The following is an 18,879-nucleotide window of genomic DNA, read 5'->3' as shown; positions in this document are numbered from 1 at the left end:
CAGTGCACAGTGCGTTACATTTTTGCACCACCGATGAAATTTTGCGCTAATCAGGCGCTCAGAGATTCATCTTCACGCACGCTGGCTGCCAGCTCTTCGCCCGCAAGTTGCAGTTGATACATCTGCCAGTAGCGCCCCTGGGCGGCCAGCAGTTGCTGGTGAGTACCCTGTTCCACAGCCTGACCACGATGAAGCACCAGAATGGTGTCGGCATCAACAATAGTTGATAAGCGGTGAGCAATCACCACCAGCGTAGTATGTTCACGCACCGCCGCCAGAGCATGTTGAATCGCCTGTTCAGTACCGGAGTCAATGCTGGCGGTTGCCTCATCAAGGATCAGGATTTGCGGCGTCTCCACCAGCACGCGTGCCAGTGCCAGCAGTTGCTTTTGCCCGACTGAGAGATTATTCCCCTGCTCGCCCAGCGGCGTATTAATACCGTCGCTCATGCTACGCGCGAGTTCCGCCAGTTGTACCGTTTCCAGCGCCTGCCAGACGCGCTCTTCGGAGATATCACGTCCCAGCGTCACATTGGCAAGGAAAGTATCCGCCAGCACCACCGGATCTTGCTGCACCATCGCCACGCCCTGACGCAGCGCGCTATGACTGAGCGAACTTAACGGACGTCCATCAAGGCGAATCTCACCTTCTGTTAGTGGGTAATAGCCCATCAGCAAACTTGCCAGGGTACTTTTTCCGCTACCGGTATGCCCCACCAACGCCACAAAGCTGCGCGAAGGAACGGCAAGATTAATATTTTTCAGCACCAGATTGTCATCGCGATAAGCAAATGACACGTTATCAACTTCAATGGTGCCGCTCTGTAACGGGCGATCATCATTGCCATATTGCTGCCGCGGACCGTCCATCAGCTCAAACACACGTTCGCCAGCAACAACAGCCTGTTGCAGCATCGCCTGTTGCGTGGTCAGTTCGATTAAGGGTTCGTTAAGTCGCCCAAGATAGCTGATAAACGCATACAACACGCCCACTTCAATGGTGCCGCTGGCGGAGAAGCCAAACAGCATCAACAAGCCACAAAGAATGAGCGATGAAAACAGACTCAGCAGGGGACGCAGTAAAAAGCCGTCCAGCCGTAGCGTTTGCATTCGCGCCATATAGTGTGAACGGCTGGCTTCGCCCATACGTTCGCCAAATCGCGCCTGCTGGCGGAACTGCTGGATGACGCTCATGCCGTTAATAACTTCGTTAAAGCCGTCGTTGATATCCGCCAGATAGGCGCGTACACGGCGGACAATCGGCGTACTGTAACGCTGGTATATCACCATCACCACCAGCACAACCGGGAATATCATTATCGCTACCAGCGCCATTCGCCAGTCGAGACTGAACATCGCTACCAGCATCGCCCCTACCAGGGCGGCACTACGCAAAACGGTCGCGACCACGGTAACGTAGAGATCGCGGATCACTTCAGTGTCATTAGTGACGCGGGAAATCACCTGCCCGACGGGTTGGGTATCAAACTCGCTTAATGGCTGGCGTAACGCAGCATCCATCACGTCGGTACGCAACTGTTGTACAACGCCTACTGCCGCACGGTTAAACAACAGCGACTGCGCGTAATGTAGCCCGGCGGCAAACAGTTGCAGTACGACATATGCCGCCGCCAGCCCGACAACCATTTTCAGCGGCAGATTATTTTTCGCCACCATATTGTCGATAAAGTAACTGACGAGCAGCGGGCAGCTCACTTCTGCCGCCGCTGCCACCCACATCATCAACACTGCGATACCCAGCGGTTTGCGCCACGGTGAACCGTAAGCTAACAGGCGCTTCAGAGTCGGCCAGAGTTGGCTAAAACTACGCATCAACGGCCTCCTCATGATTTTCCGGAGCATCGTTGAGCGCCGCTTCCAGTTGTTGATAGCGATACATATCGCGATACCAGCCGCTTTGCTGCGCCAGCACATCATGATCGCCGCGCTGGGCAATATGCCCATGCTGCATCACAATAATTTCACTCGCTTCGGTCAGGGCAGAAAGGCGATGGGCGCTGATAATCACCGTTCTCCCCTGCCCCCACTGGCGCAGGTTATGGAGAATCTGGTATTCCGTGCGACCATCTACCGCCGATAGAGCATCGTCAAGAATGAGGATTTCCGCATTGACCAGCAATGCCCTGGCAATGGAGATTCGCTGTTTTTGCCCACCGGAAAGCATCACGCCGCGTTCGCCCACTTCTGTGTCGTAACCTTGCGGCAGACGCAAAATATCGTCATGCACGCTGGCTAACCGCGCTACGTGTTCAATCTCTTGCTGGGTGGCATTCGGGCAACCCAGCGCGATGTTATTAGCAACCGTGTCAGAAAAAAGGAACGGTGTCTGGCTAACTACCGCCAGGCGGCTACGCCAGCTGTCGAGTTGCAACTGCGTCAAAGGTATATCATGAAAACGGATATCACCCTCGGTGACATCAAAATGACGTTGAATTAATGACAGCACAGTACTCTTGCCGGAGCCGGTCGGCCCGCAAATTCCCAGCATCTGACCCGGTTTCAGCGCAAAACTGACATTCTCGAGCGCAGGGTGATGAGTTTGAGGATACGTAAACTGACGAATATTCACATCCAGTTCACCACGACCTTCTGGCACCTTATCTTTACCATCAATAACGACTGGCGCTTCGGCCAGCATGCTACGAATTCGGCTATACGCCGCGCTGCCACGCTCCACAATGTTAAACATCCACGCCAGCGCCAGCATCGGCCAAATCATCAAACCAAGGTACATCATAAAACTGGTGAGCTGGCCCAACGTTAAGCTGCCCTGCACGACCATCCAACTACCACCGCCAATCGCCAGTAAATTCGCCATGCCAATCGCGATATAAATGGTCGGATCGAAACGAGCATCAATGCGCGCTACTCGCATGTTTTTCTTACCGGTATCTTCGGCATCTGCGGCGAACAGTGCAGACTGGCGATCCTCCAGACCAAAGGATTTAATCATACGAATACTGGTCAGACTCTCCTGGGTACGATCGTTAAGGCTGGAAAAGGCGGCTTGTGCCAGCTTAAAGCGTTCATGCAAGGCGTCGCCATTCCGTTTAATCATGATTGCCATCACTGGCATCGGCAACAGCGCTATTAAAGTTAACTGCCAGCTAATCTGCGTTGACATCATTATCAGCACTGCGCAACCCATCACCAGCGAATCCACCAGCGTTAGCACCCCTTCACCGGCGGCAAATACCACACGATCGACGTCATTTGTCGCACGGGCCATAAGGTCGCCCGTGCGATGACGCAGATAAAACTCTGGATGCTGGCGGCTTAGCTGGCGGTAATAGTCTTCACGCAGTTCAACAGCCAGTTGATAAGACGCGCCGAACAGCAGTACGCGCCAGACGTAACGCAGGAGATAAACCACCACTGCAATCAACACCATGGTGGCGATCCACATCAGGATCTGCCCGGTAGTAAAGTGTTTTTCTGTCACGCCATCGACAACAATACCAACGACTTTTGGCGGGATCAGTTGCAGAATCGCAATAATGACAAGCAAGGCGACAGCCCCGAGATAGCGGCGCCATTCCCGGCGGAAATACCAGCTTAGTTGAGCAAATAATCGCACGCGTTATGTCCTGACCTGATCCTGGATAATTATTCGATAGGTAACGAGGTAGTGTACTTAATCTGTTCCATCGCGAAGCTGGAAGTGACGTCCGAAAGCCCCGGCACACTGTTAACCAGACGCTTATAAAACTCATCGTAGCGCTTCATATCAGCAACCTGGACCCGCATCAGATAATCGTATTCACCGGCCATGCGCCAGAAACCGAGAACTTCCGGCATTTCCGTGACGACCGTAACAAAGCGACAATACCATTCACTGCTGTGATGTTGCGTTTTAATCAGCACAAAAGCCGTCAGACCCAGGCCAATTTTTTCCGGATCCAGCAACGCGACTTTGCCGATAAGAATACCGTCATCTTCCAACCGTTTCAGACGCTTCCAGCAAGGCGTGGTTGTCAGATTAACGGCTTCTGCCAGTGCCTGCAAAGAAAGGGTGCAATCCTGCTGTAATAAGGCCAGCAGCTTACGGTCAATTTTATCTAACATAGCCAATCCACAGAGAATTATTTTCTCTTTTGATTCTATTTTAAAGGCCAAATACCGACAATTAATTCCGTGCGATTTCACAGAGAATGCACAAAATGACAAATTCGGGGCAAAAAAAACCGGGCAGTTGCCCGGTGCTGGAAGGGATCTCGTTATTCGGGGGAATAAGGTAGATGTGGATTATCCAGCCAGTGCGTCAAAAAGTGAGAGACAGCCTGATTACGGCAGTGTCCAATCACCGGTAAATGAGGGAGTTCCGCGCGCAATTGCGGCATCGCATTACCCATAATAAAGCCCTTGCCGACGCTGCCTAACATTTCGCGATCATTCATCGCGTCACCAAAGGCCATACAGTCACGCAGCGAAAAACCTAAATGTTGGGTCAGCACCGTCAACGCAGCGCCTTTATTGCAGCCCACCGGCAGCACTTCCAGGCAATCAGTCGCGGAAAAACACAAATGTGCATGCTCACCTAAAGCTTCGTGTAGTTGGATCTGCAAGCGTGCAAGATCGTCGTGATCGCCACAGAAACAGATCTTGGTGACACTGCCGAGTGGCATTTTTTTGACATCGATTATCTGATAACGAAAACCGCTATAGACAAATGCCTGCAACAGCGCAGGGATCTCTTTCCCGGTAAACCAACCATCGTCATTGAAGATATGCATGCTGGCTCGGGTATCCCATTGCTGATACAGCACCAGCTCCGCCACATCCGCAGGTAAATCATCACGATGTAAAAGTTCGCCTTCCAGAGAGTGCACACGCGTGCCGTTGCCGGTAATTAAATACGCATCCAGCGATAGCGCCCCGAGAATATGCTGCATCTCCAGCGCATGACGCCCCGTAGCAAATGTAAGGGTAATATCGCGTTCACGCAGGCGCGCCAGAGTAGAGAGAGTTTTCTCACCTAAATGATGGTCAGGCATCAATAAAGTGCCGTCCATATCAAATGCTGCCAGACGAGCCATTTCTTTCTCCACTCTGTGACACGGTTAATGGTGATTGAGTATCACTTGATATATACGGAAGTAATAGTGAATAGATAAAAAATATTGTTCCGGGTTTATATGCGACTGCTTAATCGTCTTAACCAGTATCAACGTTTGTGGCAGCCTTCCGCCGGAGCACCACAATCCGTTACCGTCAGCGAACTGGCAGAACGTTGCTTTTGCAGCGAACGCCATGTACGCACATTGTTACGTCAGGCGCAGGAGGCGGGATGGCTGGAGTGGCAGGCGCAATCCGGGCGCGGAAAACGCGGGCAACTGCGCTTTCTGGTGACGCCGGAATCCTTGCGCAATACGATGATGGAACAGGCGCTGGAAAGTGGAAAACAACAGGATGTGCTGGAACTCGCGCAGCTAGCGCCTGGCGAACTGCGTACCATGTTACAACCGTTTATGGGCGGGCAATGGCAAAACGATACCCCGACATTGCGTATTCCTTATTATCGCCCGCTCGAACCACTGCAACCGGGTTTTTTAGCCGGACGAGCCGAACAGCATCTCGCCGGGCAAATTTTTTCCGGCCTGAGCCGTTTCGACAATAACTCCCAACGCCCAATTGGCGATTTAGCACATCACTGGGAAACATCTGCTGACGGGTTACGCTGGGATTTTTATCTTCGCTCAACTCTACATTGGCATAACGGTGATGCAGTAAAAGCAACACAGCTACATCAACGCTTGCTGATGCTGCTACAGTTGCCTGCCCTGAGGCAGTTATTTATTAGCGTGAAGCGTATTGAAGTCACCCACCCGCAGTGTCTGACCTTCTTTTTAAATCGTCCCGATTACTGGCTGGCACACCGGCTGGCGAGCTATTGCTGCCATCTGGCGCATCCGCAATTCCCACTGATCGGCACTGGTCCTTTTCGCTTAACACAATTCACACCGGAGCTGGTGCGCCTCGAAAGCCATGATTATTACCATTTACGTCATCCGCTACTAAAAGCGGTTGAGTACTGGATAACCCCGCCGCTTTTTGAAAAAGATTTGGGTACGAGTTGTCGGCATCCCGTCCAAATCACCATCGGCAAACCAGAGGAATTGCCACGGGTCAGTCAGGTCAGTAGCGGCATCAGTTTAGGTTTTTGCTATTTAACGTTGCGCAAAAGCCCCCGACTGACTCTCTGGCAGGCACGAAAAGTGATCACCATTATTCATCAATCCGGTTTACTACAAACGTTAGAAGTCGGAGAAAATCTGATCACCGCCAGTCATGCATTGCTGCCAGGCTGGACTATTCCACAATGGAAGGTACCGGAGGAAGTCAAACTACCTGAAACGCTGACGCTGGTTTATCACCTGCCGGTGGAACTTCATGTGATGGCAGAACAGTTACGAACGACGCTGGCGGCAGAAGGTTGCGAGCTAAAGATTATTTTTCATAACGCGAAAAACTGGGATGGAGCCACGCCACTGGCGCAAGCAGACCTCATGATGGGCGACAGATTAATTGGCGAAGCGCCGGAATATACCCTTGAACAATGGCTGCGCTGCGATCCGCTGTGGCCACATGTTTTTACTGCCAGTACATACGCACATCTACAATCGACACTGGATGCCGTGCAAATAATGCCTGATGAAGAAAACCGATTTAATGCTCTGAAAATGGTGTTTAGCCAGTTAATGGCTGACGCAACGCTGACACCACTGTTCAACTATCACTATCGCATTAGTGCGCCGCCAGGCGTGAACGGTGTGCGACTGACACCGCGCGGCTGGTTTGAATTTACCGAGGCCTGGCTACCCGCACCGTCGCAATGAAGAGCTGGCCCGGGTTAACCGCAGGCGTTACCATAACGTTTTATCGATTTAGCGGGATGATTTATGAAACGTGCTGTCGTTGTATTCAGTGGGGGCCAGGACTCTACAACCTGTCTGGTGCAGGCATTGCAACAATATGATGAAGTCCATTGCGTGACGTTTGATTACGGTCAGCGCCATCGCGCAGAGATCGACGTCGCGCGCGATCTGGCGCTGAAACTGGGCGCACGCGCGCATAAGGTGCTGGATGTCACCCTGCTTAACGAGCTGGCAGTCAGCAGTCTAACGCGTGACAGCATTCCAGTGCCAGATTATGAACCTGAAGCCGATGGCATCCCGAATACGTTTGTTCCAGGGCGTAATATTTTGTTCCTGACGCTCGCGGCGATTTACGCATATCAGGTGAAAGCCGAAGCGGTGATCACCGGCGTCTGCGAAACAGATTTCTCCGGCTACCCGGATTGCCGCGATGAGTTTGTGAAAGCACTAAACCATGCCGTCAGTTTGGGCATGGCGAAAGATATTCGTTTTGAAACGCCGCTGATGTGGATTGATAAAGCGGAAACCTGGGCGCTGGCGGATTATTACGGCAAGCTGGATTTAGTGCGTAACGAAACACTGACCTGCTATAACGGCATCAAAGGCGATGGTTGCGGTCATTGTGCTGCATGTAATCTGCGTAGTAATGGGTTGAATCATTATCTGGCCGATAAACCAGTTGTGATGGCGGCGATGAAGCAGAAGACCGGGTTGAAGTAATTATTCCGGGTGTTGCCGGATGCTCAAGCCGCATCCGGCACAACAAAACGTTTACTTAACCATCTGCTCCAACTTTTCGCGCAGCTCCCCTTCCAGAGCTAAAGCCTTCTGCGTTTTAAGATCGATACAAACAAACGTGATAAGCGCATCTGCCACCACCTGCCCTTCCGGCTCCAGAGTAATAACCTGGCTTAAGATGCCGCTTTTACCGTTTAATTGCTGTAACTGGCTCGTAATGGTTAACAGGTCGCTTAATACCGCCGGGCGGCGATAGTTGATATTGATATTCACCACCACGAAAGCGATGTTATGGGCGGTCATCCATTGAAAACTGTCGCTGTTTTCCAGTCCATCCCAGCGGGCTTCTTCGAGAAACTCAAGGTAGCGTGCGTTGTTTACGTGCTGGTAGACGTCGAGGTGATATCCACGAACTTTGATTTGTGTTTGCATAGCGCAATAACCTTACGTTGTTGTTATAAGTACAGAGGCCATAACTGGTATGACCTCTTCAGTCTGGCAAAAAATTGCCACTATGCAAATTAATTACAGGGTTAATACCGCCAGATTACGTTCCACCAGCGAATTGCCCATCCCCGGCACCTGCTTTAGATCCTCCACCGTTTTAAACGGGCCATACTCTTCGCGATAACTGACAATCGCCTGCGCTTTCTTCAGGCCAACGCCATTCATCGCGCGGGCTAGCTCTTCCGCGCTGGCATTATTAATGCTGACTCTGGTGCCTTCTTCATCACTGGCTTTCGCCGGTACTGCCGCTTTGCTTTGTGCTGCAGGTGCTTCCGCTTTGGTTTCGACCGCCGCCGGTTTCGCTGCAGGAGCTGCCGCCAGCGCACAGTGAGACATTCCGGCACAGGCCAGGGACAGGGTAATGAGCAGTGCTTTGATTCCGTGTTTCATACTGTTTTCTCCTTGTTTGTTAACAGTGGAATCACCTTAACGGCAGTGAAAACAGTAAACAAATGGCAATGTTCAGAAATGGAAAAGGCCGCGAAAGCGACCTTTTCTTGTTACAGCTGCAAAGCATTTTTTTGCGAGGCGGCTTCAGGATTATTGCTGTTCCAGCGCATCGCCAATTTTGATTTTCGCCTCTTTGCGCAGGTTACTCATCAGAGCTTCAAAGACGATTTGTGCGTTGTTTTGGGTAATGCCCTGCACCATCGCTTTTTTCTGCTCTTCCGGCATTGAACCTTGTTTCACTTCGTCCAGCGCCAGCAGAACGACATTGCCCTGCATATCGGTCGCCATACCGTAGCTCGGTTTGTCTTTCGCTGGCAGAGGCAGTGCAAATGCCGCCAGGCTAATCGGGTCACGACCAGAACGGCTTAAGGTTTTCGGCTCACCAAATTTCACACCGGCAGCCTGCATAGCTTCCGCACCTTTGCCCGCTTTCAGATCAACCAGCAGTTTTTCAGCATCCACTTTCGCTTGCTGTTCAGCTTTGTTGTGCTGAACCATTGCTTTAACCTGTTCCTGAACATCTGCCAGCGGTTTAACCGCTTCCGGTTTATGCTCACTGATACGCAGAACGAATGCACGATCGCCGTCTACGGTGATGATGTCAGAGTTGATGCCCGGCGCGCCGTTTTCACCAATCAGACCGCCGTTAAAGATAGCGTCCGCAACTGGCTTGAAGTTTAACTCTTCCGGCAGCTTATCTTTGCTGAACCAGCCAGTCTGAGTAGCTTTAACGCCCGCTGCCTGCTCTGCACCTGCCAGAGATTCAGTGTCATTGCTTGCTGCATCGCTTATTTTCTGTTGCAGCGCGTAGTATGCATCCAGCGCTTTTTCGTGTTTCACTTTCGCTGCGATGTCGTCACGCACTTCGTCTAACGACTTCACTTTTGCTGGCTGAATGTCATCCAGACGGACGATCAGGAAACCTACCGAGGATTTGATCACGCCAGAAAGCTGACCTTTTTCTTTCAGACCGGCATTTTTCAGCTCGTCCGGAGTGGTGGCGTCTTCTAACCAACCCATATCACCGCCATTACGGGCAGAGATAATATCGGCAGATTTTTCTTTTGCTAACGCGGCAAAATCACCGCCTTTGTTCAGCGCATCAAGTACGGCTTTCGCTTCATCTTCAGTTTTGGTCTGGATGATGCTGTAGCGCGTGCGCTGCGGCTGGGTGAATTGATCCTGATGCTGATCGTAGTAGCTCTGGATATCCGCATCGCTAACCGGTTGCTGCATCGTGGCGGCATCCAGCTTGATGTAGCTCACGCGGAACTGTTCCGGAGTCATGAAATTGTTTTTGTTTTGCTCGTAGTAGCTGGCGATTTCTGCTTCGGTCACAGCTTGCTTAGCCGCCAGCGCATTAACGTCGATAGTCGCTTCACGCACTACACGTTGTTGAGCGACCAGCGCGGCCAGTTCGTCAGTTTCACCTTTCAGCATAAAGTCGGTGCCGGCAACGCCATTAATCAGCTGTTGGGTGGTGAGCTGGTTACGCAGCGCCTGCGCGTACTGATCGGCACTCATTCCCATTCGGTTGAGGATATCGTTGTAGCGGCTGTTATCGAACTTGCCGTCAACCTGGAAAGCCGGGGTCGCGAAAATCGCCTGCTTGACCTGCTCATCGCTGATACCCAGTTTCAGTTCGCGAGCGTACTGATCCAGCAGCGCCTCGTCAATAAGACGATTCAGCACCTGTTGACGCAGGGTTTTCATATAGCCTTCGTTCGCCGCCAACTCGGAGTATTGATCGCCCAGCTGTTGCTGCATGCGATTACGCTCGCTGTTGAAGGCGTTCTCGAACTGCCCACGGCTGATTTCCTGGTCATTCACTTTTGCGGCGTAGTTATTGCCTCCGCCAATCAGGTAACCACTCACGCCGGTCAATATGAACGACACGATAATGATACCGAAAATAATCTTGAGCACGAGACTGTTTGCAGCCGTGCGTAAGCTGTCCATCATGGTGTAACAACACTCCGCTGTAGATGACTGTATACCTCACGCAACTTATCGCTGCGCGCAAAGGCCTATTGTGACAAGAAACGGGGGCAATTGTCAGCCCACAATGCGCAGAAAGTCACGGAATACAAATAAAAAAGGCACATCAGTAGATGCGCCCTTGAACTTCGTCACATCCCCAATGGGGACAACACTTAGTTTACCGCGTCTTTCAGTGCTTTACCTGCACGGAAGCTCGGTACTTTAGCTGCAGCGATGGTGATCTCTTTACCGGTCTGCGGGTTGCGACCAGTACGGGCAGCACGCTCTTTAACGGCAAAAGTACCAAAACCTACCAGTGCTACATCATCCCCTTCTTTCAGGGATTCAGTTACGGAAGCAATAATAGCATCTAACGCACGGCCAGCCGCAGCTTTAGAGATATCAGCCCCTGCAGCAATCTTGTCAATCAATTGAGATTTATTCACTCTTCTCTTCCTCTTTATAATTTATCTCGCACTTGAATCCTTCAAGGTGCGAACGCGCAGCAGTTATATCAGGCCAGCCATCCCCTTACAACACCCCTTAATAAGGGCAAGCCTAATCCGCCCTCTAACTTAACGAGACAAAAAAAGGCTGGCAAGTCCGAATTTACCTGCCAGCCCTTTTTTTATTAGTGCATTTTGCGCGAGGTCACTATTTTGCGGTTACAACCTGCATGCCAGACGGCTCATTTTGCAACGCGAGAGTCAGAACTTCCTCAATACGTTTCACCGGATGAATGTCCAGATCGGCAATAACATTGTCTGGAATCTCTTCCAGATCGCGTTTATTTTCGTACGGAATTAACACAGTTTTAATTCCACCACGATGCGCCGCCAGCAGTTTTTCTTTCAAACCGCCGATTGGTAACACTTGGCCACGCAAGGTTATCTCGCCCGTCATCGCCACATCGGCGCGAACCGGGTTACCGGTCAGGCAAGAAACCAGCGCAGTGCACATGGCAATACCAGCGCTCGGACCATCTTTCGGCGTCGCACCTTCCGGTACGTGCACGTGGATGTCGCGTTTTTCGTAAAAATCTGGATTGATCCCCAGTTTTTCCGCACGCGCACGAACCACCGTTAACGCCGCCTGAATGGACTCTTGCATCACTTCGCCCAGCGAACCGGTATAAGTGAGTTTACCTTTGCCTGGTACACATGCAGTTTCGATGGTCAGCAAGTCGCCGCCGACTTCTGTCCACGCCAGACCCGTTACCTGACCGACGCGGTTTTCGTTATCCGCGCGACCATAGTCGAAACGTTGTACGCCGAGGTAGTCATGCAGGTTATCGCCGTTAATTTCGATATGTTTTAATGACTTATCGAGAAGTAACTGCTTAACCGCTTTACGGCACAGTTTGGAGATTTCACGCTCCAGACCACGCACGCCTGCCTCACGGGTGTAGTAACGAATAATGCCGATAATGGCGCTATCGTCGACGGTCAGCTCACCTTTTTTCAGCGCATTACGTTCAATCTGCTTCGGCAGCAAGTGACGTTTGGCGATGTTCAGTTTTTCATCTTCGGTATAACCGGAGAGGCGAATCACTTCCATACGATCCAGCAGCGGTGCCGGAATGTTCATGGAGTTCGATGTCGCGACAAACATCACGTCACTCAGGTCGTAATCCACTTCCAGGTAATGGTCGCTGAACGCCACGTTCTGCTCTGGATCCAACACTTCAAGCAGTGCAGAAGCCGGATCGCCACGCATGTCAGAAGACATTTTGTCGATCTCATCGAGCAGGAACAGCGGGTTTTTCACGCCCACTTTCGCCATTTTCTGGATCAATTTACCCGGCATAGAACCGATGTAAGTACGGCGGTGACCACGGATTTCCGCTTCATCACGCACGCCGCCCAGTGCCATACGGACATATTTACGTCCTGTGGCTTTGGCTATGGACTGACCCAGGGACGTTTTACCTACCCCCGGCGGCCCTACCAGGCAGAGGATCGGCCCCTTGATTTTGTTTACACGGCTTTGAACCGCGAGGTACTCAAGGATACGATCTTTCACGCGCTCCAGACCATAATGATCGGTATCGAGGATTTCTTGCGCCTGACGCAGGTCTTTTTTGACCTTGCTACGCGCATTCCACGGCACCTGTACCATCCAGTCGATATAACCACGCACCACGGTTGCTTCTGCCGACATCGGAGACATCATTTTCAGCTTCTGCAGTTCTGCTTCCGCTTTTTCTTTTGCCTCTTTCGGCATTTTCGCCGCGTCGATTTTGCGCTTCAGGGCTTCGTTTTCGTCCGGCGCGTCGTCCATTTCGCCGAGTTCTTTCTGAATGGCTTTCATCTGCTCGTTCAGATAGTACTCACGCTGGGATTTCTCCATCTGCTTTTTCACGCGGTTACGAATACGTTTCTCAACCTGCAGCAGATCGATTTCCGATTCCATCATCGCCATCAGATATTCCAGACGCTCGTTAACGTCGGACATCTCAAGAACAGACTGTTTGTCAGCCAGTTTCAGCGGCATATGCGCGGCAATGGTATCTGCCAGACGCGCAGGATCGTCGATGCTGTTAAGCGACGTCAGCACTTCTGGTGGGATTTTCTTATTCAGCTTGATGTAGCCTTCGAACTGGCTGATTGCAGTACGCACCAGCACTTCCTGTTCCCGCTCCTCAATGGTCGGCGATTCCAGATACTCCGCCTTCGCAGAAAAGTGTTCGCCATTGTCAGAGAGCGCAGAAATACGCGCGCGCTGTAACCCCTCGACCAGCACTTTGACGGTGCCGTCAGGCAGCTTCAGCATCTGCAATATAGAGGCCACGGTCCCGACGGTGAAAAGATCGTTTACACCCGGCTCATCCGTTGAAGCTTCTTTCTGCGCGACCAGCATAATTTTTTTATCATGGTCCATCGCCGCTTCCAGACAACGGATAGATTTTTCCCGCCCGACAAATAAGGGGATGACCATGTGCGGATAAACCACCACATCGCGCAGCGGCAATACGGGGATTTCAATGCGTTCAGAACGCTCAGGATTCATAGAGCTCTCTCTTAGTTTAATTTCCGCCAGGTAATCAGATGACACGACTGTGCTTCACGCCATCTATTAACATGTACGTCAGTATATGGGGATGTTTCCCCCACATTCAACGTCGAGAATAGAGGAAAAATGAAAGGGGAGATAAAATCCCCCCTTTTTGGTTAACTGACTGTATGCGAATGGTTAATTATTCACCAGATGCCTGTTGCGCTTCCGGCTTACCATAAATCAGCAGCGGTTTGCTCTGGCCATCAATTACCGATTCGTCGATAACCACTTTTTCGACATCTTCCATGGACGGCAGATCGTACATGGTATCGAGCAGTGCGGCTTCTACGATGGAGCGCAGACCACGAGCACCGGTTTTACGCGCCATCGCTTTCTTAGCAATAGCATCCAGCGCCTCGTCACGGAACTCCAGATCAACGCCCTCAAGATTAAACAACGCCTGATATTGCTTGGTCAGGGCGTTTTTCGGCTCTTTAAGGATCTGAATCAGGGCTTCTTCGCTCAGTTCATTCAGCGTTGCTACAACTGGCAGACGACCGATGAACTCAGGGATCAGACCAAATTTGATCAGATCTTCCGGTTCTACCTGCGCCAGCAGTTCGCCTTCACTTGCTTTGTCGGACTTCGCTTTTACCGTCGCGCCAAAACCAATGCCGGAGCCGGTTTCTACACGATGGGAAATCACTTTATCCAGACCAGCAAACGCACCACCACAGATAAACAGGATCTTAGAGGTATCTACCTGCAAGAACTCCTGCTGCGGATGCTTACGCCCGCCCTGTGGTGGAACAGCTGCAACTGTACCTTCGATCAGTTTCAACAGTGCCTGCTGTACGCCTTCACCGGAAACGTCACGGGTAATAGACGGGTTGTCAGACTTACGTGAAATCTTGTCAATTTCATCGATGTAGACAATACCGCGCTGCGCTTTCTGTACGTCGTAGTCGCACTTCTGCAACAGCTTCTGAATGATGTTTTCAACGTCTTCGCCCACATAACCGGCTTCGGTCAGTGTAGTCGCATCGGCCATAGTGAACGGAACATCCAGCAGGCGTGCCAGCGTTTCAGCCAGCAGCGTTTTACCGGAACCGGTCGGACCGATCAGTAGAATGTTACTTTTGCCCAACTCGACGCCATTGCTGGTATCGCCATTGCGCAGACGTTTGTAGTGGTTGTATACCGCGACCGCCAGCACTTTTTTCGCCTGTTCCTGACCGATTACGTAATCGTCCAGATGGTTGCGAATTTCATGCGGCGTCGGTAGCGCACTGCGTTCACGATGCGGTGCAACTTCTTTAATCTCTTCGCGAATGATGTCGTTACATAAATCAACACATTCGTCGCAGATATACACGGATGGTCCGGCAATCAGCTTGCGCACTTCATGCTGGCTTTTGCCGCAAAAAGAGCAGTACAACAGTTTGCCTGAGCCATCTTTGCGTTTATCTGTCATGGGTCAAAACCTCTTCTTTGTTCTTTGTGCCGCACACGACGACGCAAATGCCATTCTCAGGCGCAAGTCGCTTATAGCGTTGTGCCGCCCTGGATAAGTATAGCGGCACAGTTGCGCCTCTGGCATCAATTACGATGGGTCAGAATCGAATCGACCAGACCGTATTCCACCGCTTCAGGGGCGGAAAGAAAGCGATCGCGCTCGGTATCTCGTTCAATCTGTTCTAATGATTGACCCGTATGGAGCGCCATAAGTTCATTCATGCGCCCTTTAACTTTTAGAATCTCACGGGCATGAATTTCGATATCGGTCGCCTGGCCCTGGTAGCCGCCCAGCGGCTGGTGAATCATCACGCGCGAGTTCGGCAGGCAGAAACGTTTACCTTTTGCCCCTGCGGTCAGCAGGAATGCGCCCATCGAGGCCGCCTGGCCCATACAGATGGTGCTGACATCAGGCTTGATAAACTGCATGGTGTCATAGATAGACATCCCGGCAGTGATCACTCCGCCTGGGGAGTTAATGTACAGATAGATATCTTTTTCTGGGTTTTCCGCTTCCAGGAACAGCATCTGCGCCACAATCAGGTTAGCCATGTGGTCTTCAACCTGGCCAGTCAGAAAAATGACGCGTTCCTTAAGTAGACGAGAATAGATATCAAAAGAGCGCTCACCGCGTGAGGTCTGTTCAATGACCATCGGCACCAGCGCCATATGGGGTGCAAAGTTATCTCGTTCGCCGCTGTATGACATTTCCGTCTCCTGGATAAAATTGAAAAAACCTGCTGTACCGATTGTAACCTTATGGACGGATTATCAGCTAGTCCCTGTGTTATGGGTACGGCATCACCATATTTCAAGCATAACAATCTTTTGTTGTTACGCTAACACCGAAAGAGCGTTTTCGCACGGTTCCATGCAAAATTCATGACAAAAAAAAGCCCACCACCTGGCGGTGACGGGCCTTTGTGCGAATTTAGCGCGTTATGCTGCGTAAATTACGCCTGCTGGTTCATCAGCTCGTTGAAAGTGGTTTCTTTTTCAGTCACTTTCGCTTTCGCCAGTACAGCTTCTACAGCCTGTTCTTCCAGAGCAACATTGCGCATGTTGTCCATCAGTTCTTTGTTTTTGCTGTAGAACTCGATAACTTCTTTCGGATCTTCGTACGCAGAAGCCATCTCTTCGATCAAGCCTTTCACGCGCTCTTCGTCAGCTTTCAGCTCGTTGGTGCGGATAACTTCGCCCAGCAGCAGGCCAACAACTACGCGGCGTTTAGCCTGTTCTTCGAACAGTTCACGCGGCAGTTCCAGCGCTTGTTTCTCGTTGCCACCGAAACGCTGTGCAGCCTGACGACGCAGAACATCGATTTCGCTGTCGATCAGCGCAGCCGGTACGTCGATGTCGTTAGCTTTTACCAGACCTTCGATCGCCTGAGACTTAACGCGGTTACGGATGGCGCTCTTCAGCTCGCGCTCCATGTTTTTACGCACTTCAGCGCGCAGACCTTCTACGGAACCATCTTCAACGCCGAAACGTTTGATGAATTCTGCAGTCAGTTCCGGCAGTTCACGCTCTTCAACTTTCTTCAGGTTGATAGCGAATTTCGCTGCTTTACCCTTCAGGTTTTCTGCGTGGTATTCTTCCGGGAAGGTCACGTCGATGGTGAACTCTTCGCCAGCTTTGTGGCCTTTGATACCGTCTTCAAAGCCCGGGATCATGCGACCCTGACCCATCGCCAGTACGAAATCAGACGCTTTACCGCCTTCGAACTCTTCGCCGTCAACTGAACCGGTGAAGTCGATGGTTACGCGGTCTTCTGCTTCAACAGCGCCGTCTTTTTCTTTCCAGGTCGCCTGCTGTTTACGCAGAGTATCCAGCATGCCGTCAACGTCAGCGTCGGTCACTTCCACGATCGGTTTTTCAACTTCGATCGCTTCCAGACCCTGCAGTTCAACTTCCGGATACACTTCAAACTCTACAGAGTAGGTGAAGTCTTCACCCAGCTTGTATTCGCCCGGAACATAGGTCGGTGCGCCAGCCGGATTGATTTTTTCTTTAATGATGGCGTCAATGAAGTTACGGCTCATCAGGTCGCCCAGAACGTCCTGGCGTACAGACGCGCCATAACGCTGAGCAACGATATTCATTGGCACTTTGCCTTTACGGAAGCCGTCAATACGTACTTTTTTCGCAACGTTGACCAGCTCGCTTTTAACAGCGGTTTCGATGCTGTCAGCAGCGATAGTAATCGTTACACGGCGGCCAAGGCCTTGAGTGGTTTCAACTGAAACTTGCATCTTGTTACCTCAAAAAATCACAGTGCTCGGTCAACTCTTACCCCGCAAGCACAGGTTGTTGGCTTCGCGGTACCGGGATGTTCTTATAATCAATCACATTCCCTGTTACCAGAATCATCCCGAAAGCATTCAAATAGGACGCGGCATTATAGCGGCATCACTTTTATGAGTCGAGAACGGTTATTGCGCGCTACCGCGTATTTTTTCACAATCCCCGGGGAATTTTCGTCTGAATGCTGGGCAAAAAGCACAAAATCCAGACAAAACAAAACGGCCCGCAGGCCGTTTTTCATAAAATCTTTAGCAACATACTGGAAAAGCGCTGACGGTTGCAAATGCGTTTTTACGCGATGCTTCCTGCTCCACGACAGGGAGGAGAGGCAAAAATGGTATCCTGCAACCCTTCCCATTCCTTAATAGTGTAAGTATGCAGAGCCAGCGCATGAACGGTAGTAGAGAGTTCCTCCGCTAAAGTACTGTAAATCATTCGATGACGATTCAGAAAACGTTCACCCGTAAAACGATCGCTGACCAGCACAACTTTAAAATGGCTTTCAGAGCCGGCTGGGACATTGTGACGATAGCTTTCATCCACAACTTCGAGGAATACGGGTTGGAACGACGCCCTTAATTTTTCTTCTATCCGCTCACGTATCATCATGAAATATCTCCTCCGACAACGCTGAGATGTCACCCATCCCTTTAAATACTAGCCGCTTTTACCGTTACCATTACAGCTTAGCAACAAATATTTAGCTTTCGTCCCAGTTTTTCAGTCAACCGTATGAAGTTTACTGATTTAAAGATTAATTCACAGGCTGCGCACGAGTGATTCTTTTACTCACGGTGATTATTTCGTCAACACGATGAATTTACATGCCTTACCCACTTCCCCTCGTCGTTGGCAATGTTATGATGGCGAGAATTTTTACCAAACACGCTTACCAGTCTCTGAGAGCCAGAACATGTTCAAAAAAATCCTCTTCCCATTAGTTGCTCTGTTTATGCTTGCAGGATGCGCAACACCACCAACGACGATTGACGTTTCCCCAACGATGACGCTGCCGCAGCAGGATCCAAGCCTGATGGGCGTCACCGTTAGCATTAATGGTGCCGATCAACGTACCGATCAGGCGCTGGCGAAAGTGACCCGCGATAATCAGATTGTCACCCTGACCGCCTCTCGCGATTTGCGTTTCCTGCTGCAAGAAGTGCTGGAAAAACAAATGACCGCGCGTGGTTACATGGTCGGCCCAAATGGTCCGGTTAATCTGCAAATCATCGTTAGCCAACTGTATGCTGACGTGTCCCAGGGTAACGTGCGTTACAACATCGCCACTAAAGCAGATATCGCCATCATCGCCACCGCGCAGAATGGCAACAAGATGACCAAAAACTATCGTGCCAGCTACAACGTTGAAGGCGCTTTTCAGGCTTCCAACAAAAATATCGCCGATGCGGTTAACAGTGTGCTGACCGACACCATTGCTGACATGTCTCAGGACACCAGCATTCACGAATTCATCAAGCAGAACGCGCGTTAAT

General features: G+C 51.0%; 16 protein-coding genes. 3 read left to right on the top strand and 13 right to left on the bottom strand.

Annotated elements, in window-relative coordinates; all coding sequences use genetic code 11:
- Positions 1-50 precede the first annotated feature (50 nt).
- The 4 genes from D9736_RS14105 to cof all read right to left on the bottom strand — a co-directional run bounded on the left by D9736_RS14105 (position 51) and on the right by cof (position 5,056).
- Complete coding sequence (locus tag D9736_RS14105; RefSeq protein WP_130223209.1) at positions 51-1,832, bottom strand: SmdB family multidrug efflux ABC transporter permease/ATP-binding protein; 1,782 nt, start codon at positions 1,830-1,832, stop codon at positions 51-53.
- Positions 1,825-3,597, bottom strand: coding sequence for a SmdA family multidrug ABC transporter permease/ATP-binding protein (locus tag D9736_RS14100; RefSeq protein WP_130206276.1), 1,773 nt, complete (start codon positions 3,595-3,597; stop codon positions 1,825-1,827). Before D9736_RS14100 ends, D9736_RS14105 begins: the two co-directional genes overlap by 8 nt.
- Positions 3,598-3,626: 29 nt before the next feature.
- The gene (decR, locus tag D9736_RS14095) at positions 3,627-4,085 is read right to left on the bottom strand and encodes a DNA-binding transcriptional regulator DecR (protein WP_000884589.1); all 459 of its coding nucleotides are present in this window, start codon (positions 4,083-4,085) and stop codon (positions 3,627-3,629) included.
- Between the two features lie 152 nt (positions 4,086-4,237).
- Positions 4,238-5,056 carry an HMP-PP phosphatase gene (gene cof, locus D9736_RS14090; RefSeq protein WP_130258547.1) on the bottom strand — a complete coding sequence of 273 codons (819 nt, stop codon included), beginning with the start codon at positions 5,054-5,056 and terminating at the stop codon, positions 4,238-4,240.
- Positions 5,057-5,155: 99 nt separating this feature from the next.
- Here cof and D9736_RS14085 point away from each other — a divergent pair, with 99 nt between their 5' ends.
- Entirely contained in the window at positions 5,156-6,856 is a 1,701-nt protein-coding gene (locus tag D9736_RS14085; protein ID WP_130258546.1) for an SgrR family transcriptional regulator, read from the top strand.
- 63 nt (positions 6,857-6,919) lie between these two features.
- Positions 6,920-7,615 (top strand): 7-cyano-7-deazaguanine synthase QueC, encoded by a 696-nt coding sequence (gene queC, locus D9736_RS14080; RefSeq protein WP_130258545.1) that lies wholly within the window; start codon positions 6,920-6,922, stop codon positions 7,613-7,615.
- A gap of 51 nt (positions 7,616-7,666) precedes the next feature.
- Here the strand turns inward: queC and fadM are convergent, their stop codons facing one another.
- From fadM to bolA, 9 genes are all read right to left on the bottom strand, one after another.
- Positions 7,667-8,065: a long-chain acyl-CoA thioesterase FadM gene (gene fadM / locus D9736_RS14075; protein ID WP_001194534.1), complete on the bottom strand. Its 399-nt coding sequence runs from the start codon at positions 8,063-8,065 to the stop codon at positions 7,667-7,669.
- A 93-nt stretch (positions 8,066-8,158) separates the two neighbouring features.
- Complete coding sequence (locus D9736_RS14070) at positions 8,159-8,530, bottom strand: helix-hairpin-helix domain-containing protein (protein WP_130206270.1); 372 nt, start codon at positions 8,528-8,530, stop codon at positions 8,159-8,161.
- A 150-nt stretch (positions 8,531-8,680) separates the two neighbouring features.
- Positions 8,681-10,552, bottom strand: coding sequence for a peptidylprolyl isomerase (gene ppiD / locus D9736_RS14065; protein WP_130258544.1), 1,872 nt, complete (start codon positions 10,550-10,552; stop codon positions 8,681-8,683).
- 191 nt (positions 10,553-10,743) lie between these two features.
- Positions 10,744-11,034: a nucleoid-associated protein HU-beta gene (gene hupB / locus D9736_RS14060; RefSeq protein ID WP_254892905.1), complete on the bottom strand. Its 291-nt coding sequence runs from the start codon at positions 11,032-11,034 to the stop codon at positions 10,744-10,746.
- Between the two features lie 190 nt (positions 11,035-11,224).
- On the bottom strand, positions 11,225-13,579 hold the full coding sequence (gene lon / locus D9736_RS14055; protein ID WP_064527151.1) for an endopeptidase La: 2,355 nt from the start codon (positions 13,577-13,579) through the stop codon (positions 11,225-11,227).
- A 187-nt stretch (positions 13,580-13,766) separates the two neighbouring features.
- Positions 13,767-15,041: an ATP-dependent protease ATP-binding subunit ClpX gene (clpX, locus tag D9736_RS14050; RefSeq protein ID WP_000130305.1), complete on the bottom strand. Its 1,275-nt coding sequence runs from the start codon at positions 15,039-15,041 to the stop codon at positions 13,767-13,769.
- A 125-nt stretch (positions 15,042-15,166) separates the two neighbouring features.
- The gene (gene clpP, locus D9736_RS14045; RefSeq protein WP_000122253.1) at positions 15,167-15,790 is read right to left on the bottom strand and encodes an ATP-dependent Clp endopeptidase proteolytic subunit ClpP; all 624 of its coding nucleotides are present in this window, start codon (positions 15,788-15,790) and stop codon (positions 15,167-15,169) included.
- A 245-nt stretch (positions 15,791-16,035) separates the two neighbouring features.
- The gene (gene tig / locus D9736_RS14040) at positions 16,036-17,334 is read right to left on the bottom strand and encodes a trigger factor (RefSeq protein ID WP_001198386.1); all 1,299 of its coding nucleotides are present in this window, start codon (positions 17,332-17,334) and stop codon (positions 16,036-16,038) included.
- Between the two features lie 343 nt (positions 17,335-17,677).
- A complete protein-coding gene (gene bolA, locus D9736_RS14035) occupies positions 17,678-17,995 on the bottom strand; it encodes a transcriptional regulator BolA (RefSeq protein WP_130215453.1) in 318 nt (105 codons plus the stop codon).
- A gap of 304 nt (positions 17,996-18,299) precedes the next feature.
- On the opposite strand from bolA, the gene D9736_RS14030 reads away from it, so the two are divergent.
- Positions 18,300-18,878, top strand: a complete 579-nt coding sequence (locus tag D9736_RS14030) for a lipoprotein (RefSeq protein WP_130206262.1) — start codon at positions 18,300-18,302, stop codon at positions 18,876-18,878.
- The last annotated feature ends 1 nt before the right edge of the window (position 18,879 follow it).

Source organism: Escherichia sp. E10V10, from assembly GCF_004211985.1.
Lineage (GTDB): Bacteria > Pseudomonadota > Gammaproteobacteria > Enterobacterales > Enterobacteriaceae > Escherichia.
The sequence above is the reverse complement of the archived record's forward strand: the minus strand, read 5'-3'. Positions and strand labels throughout refer to the sequence as shown.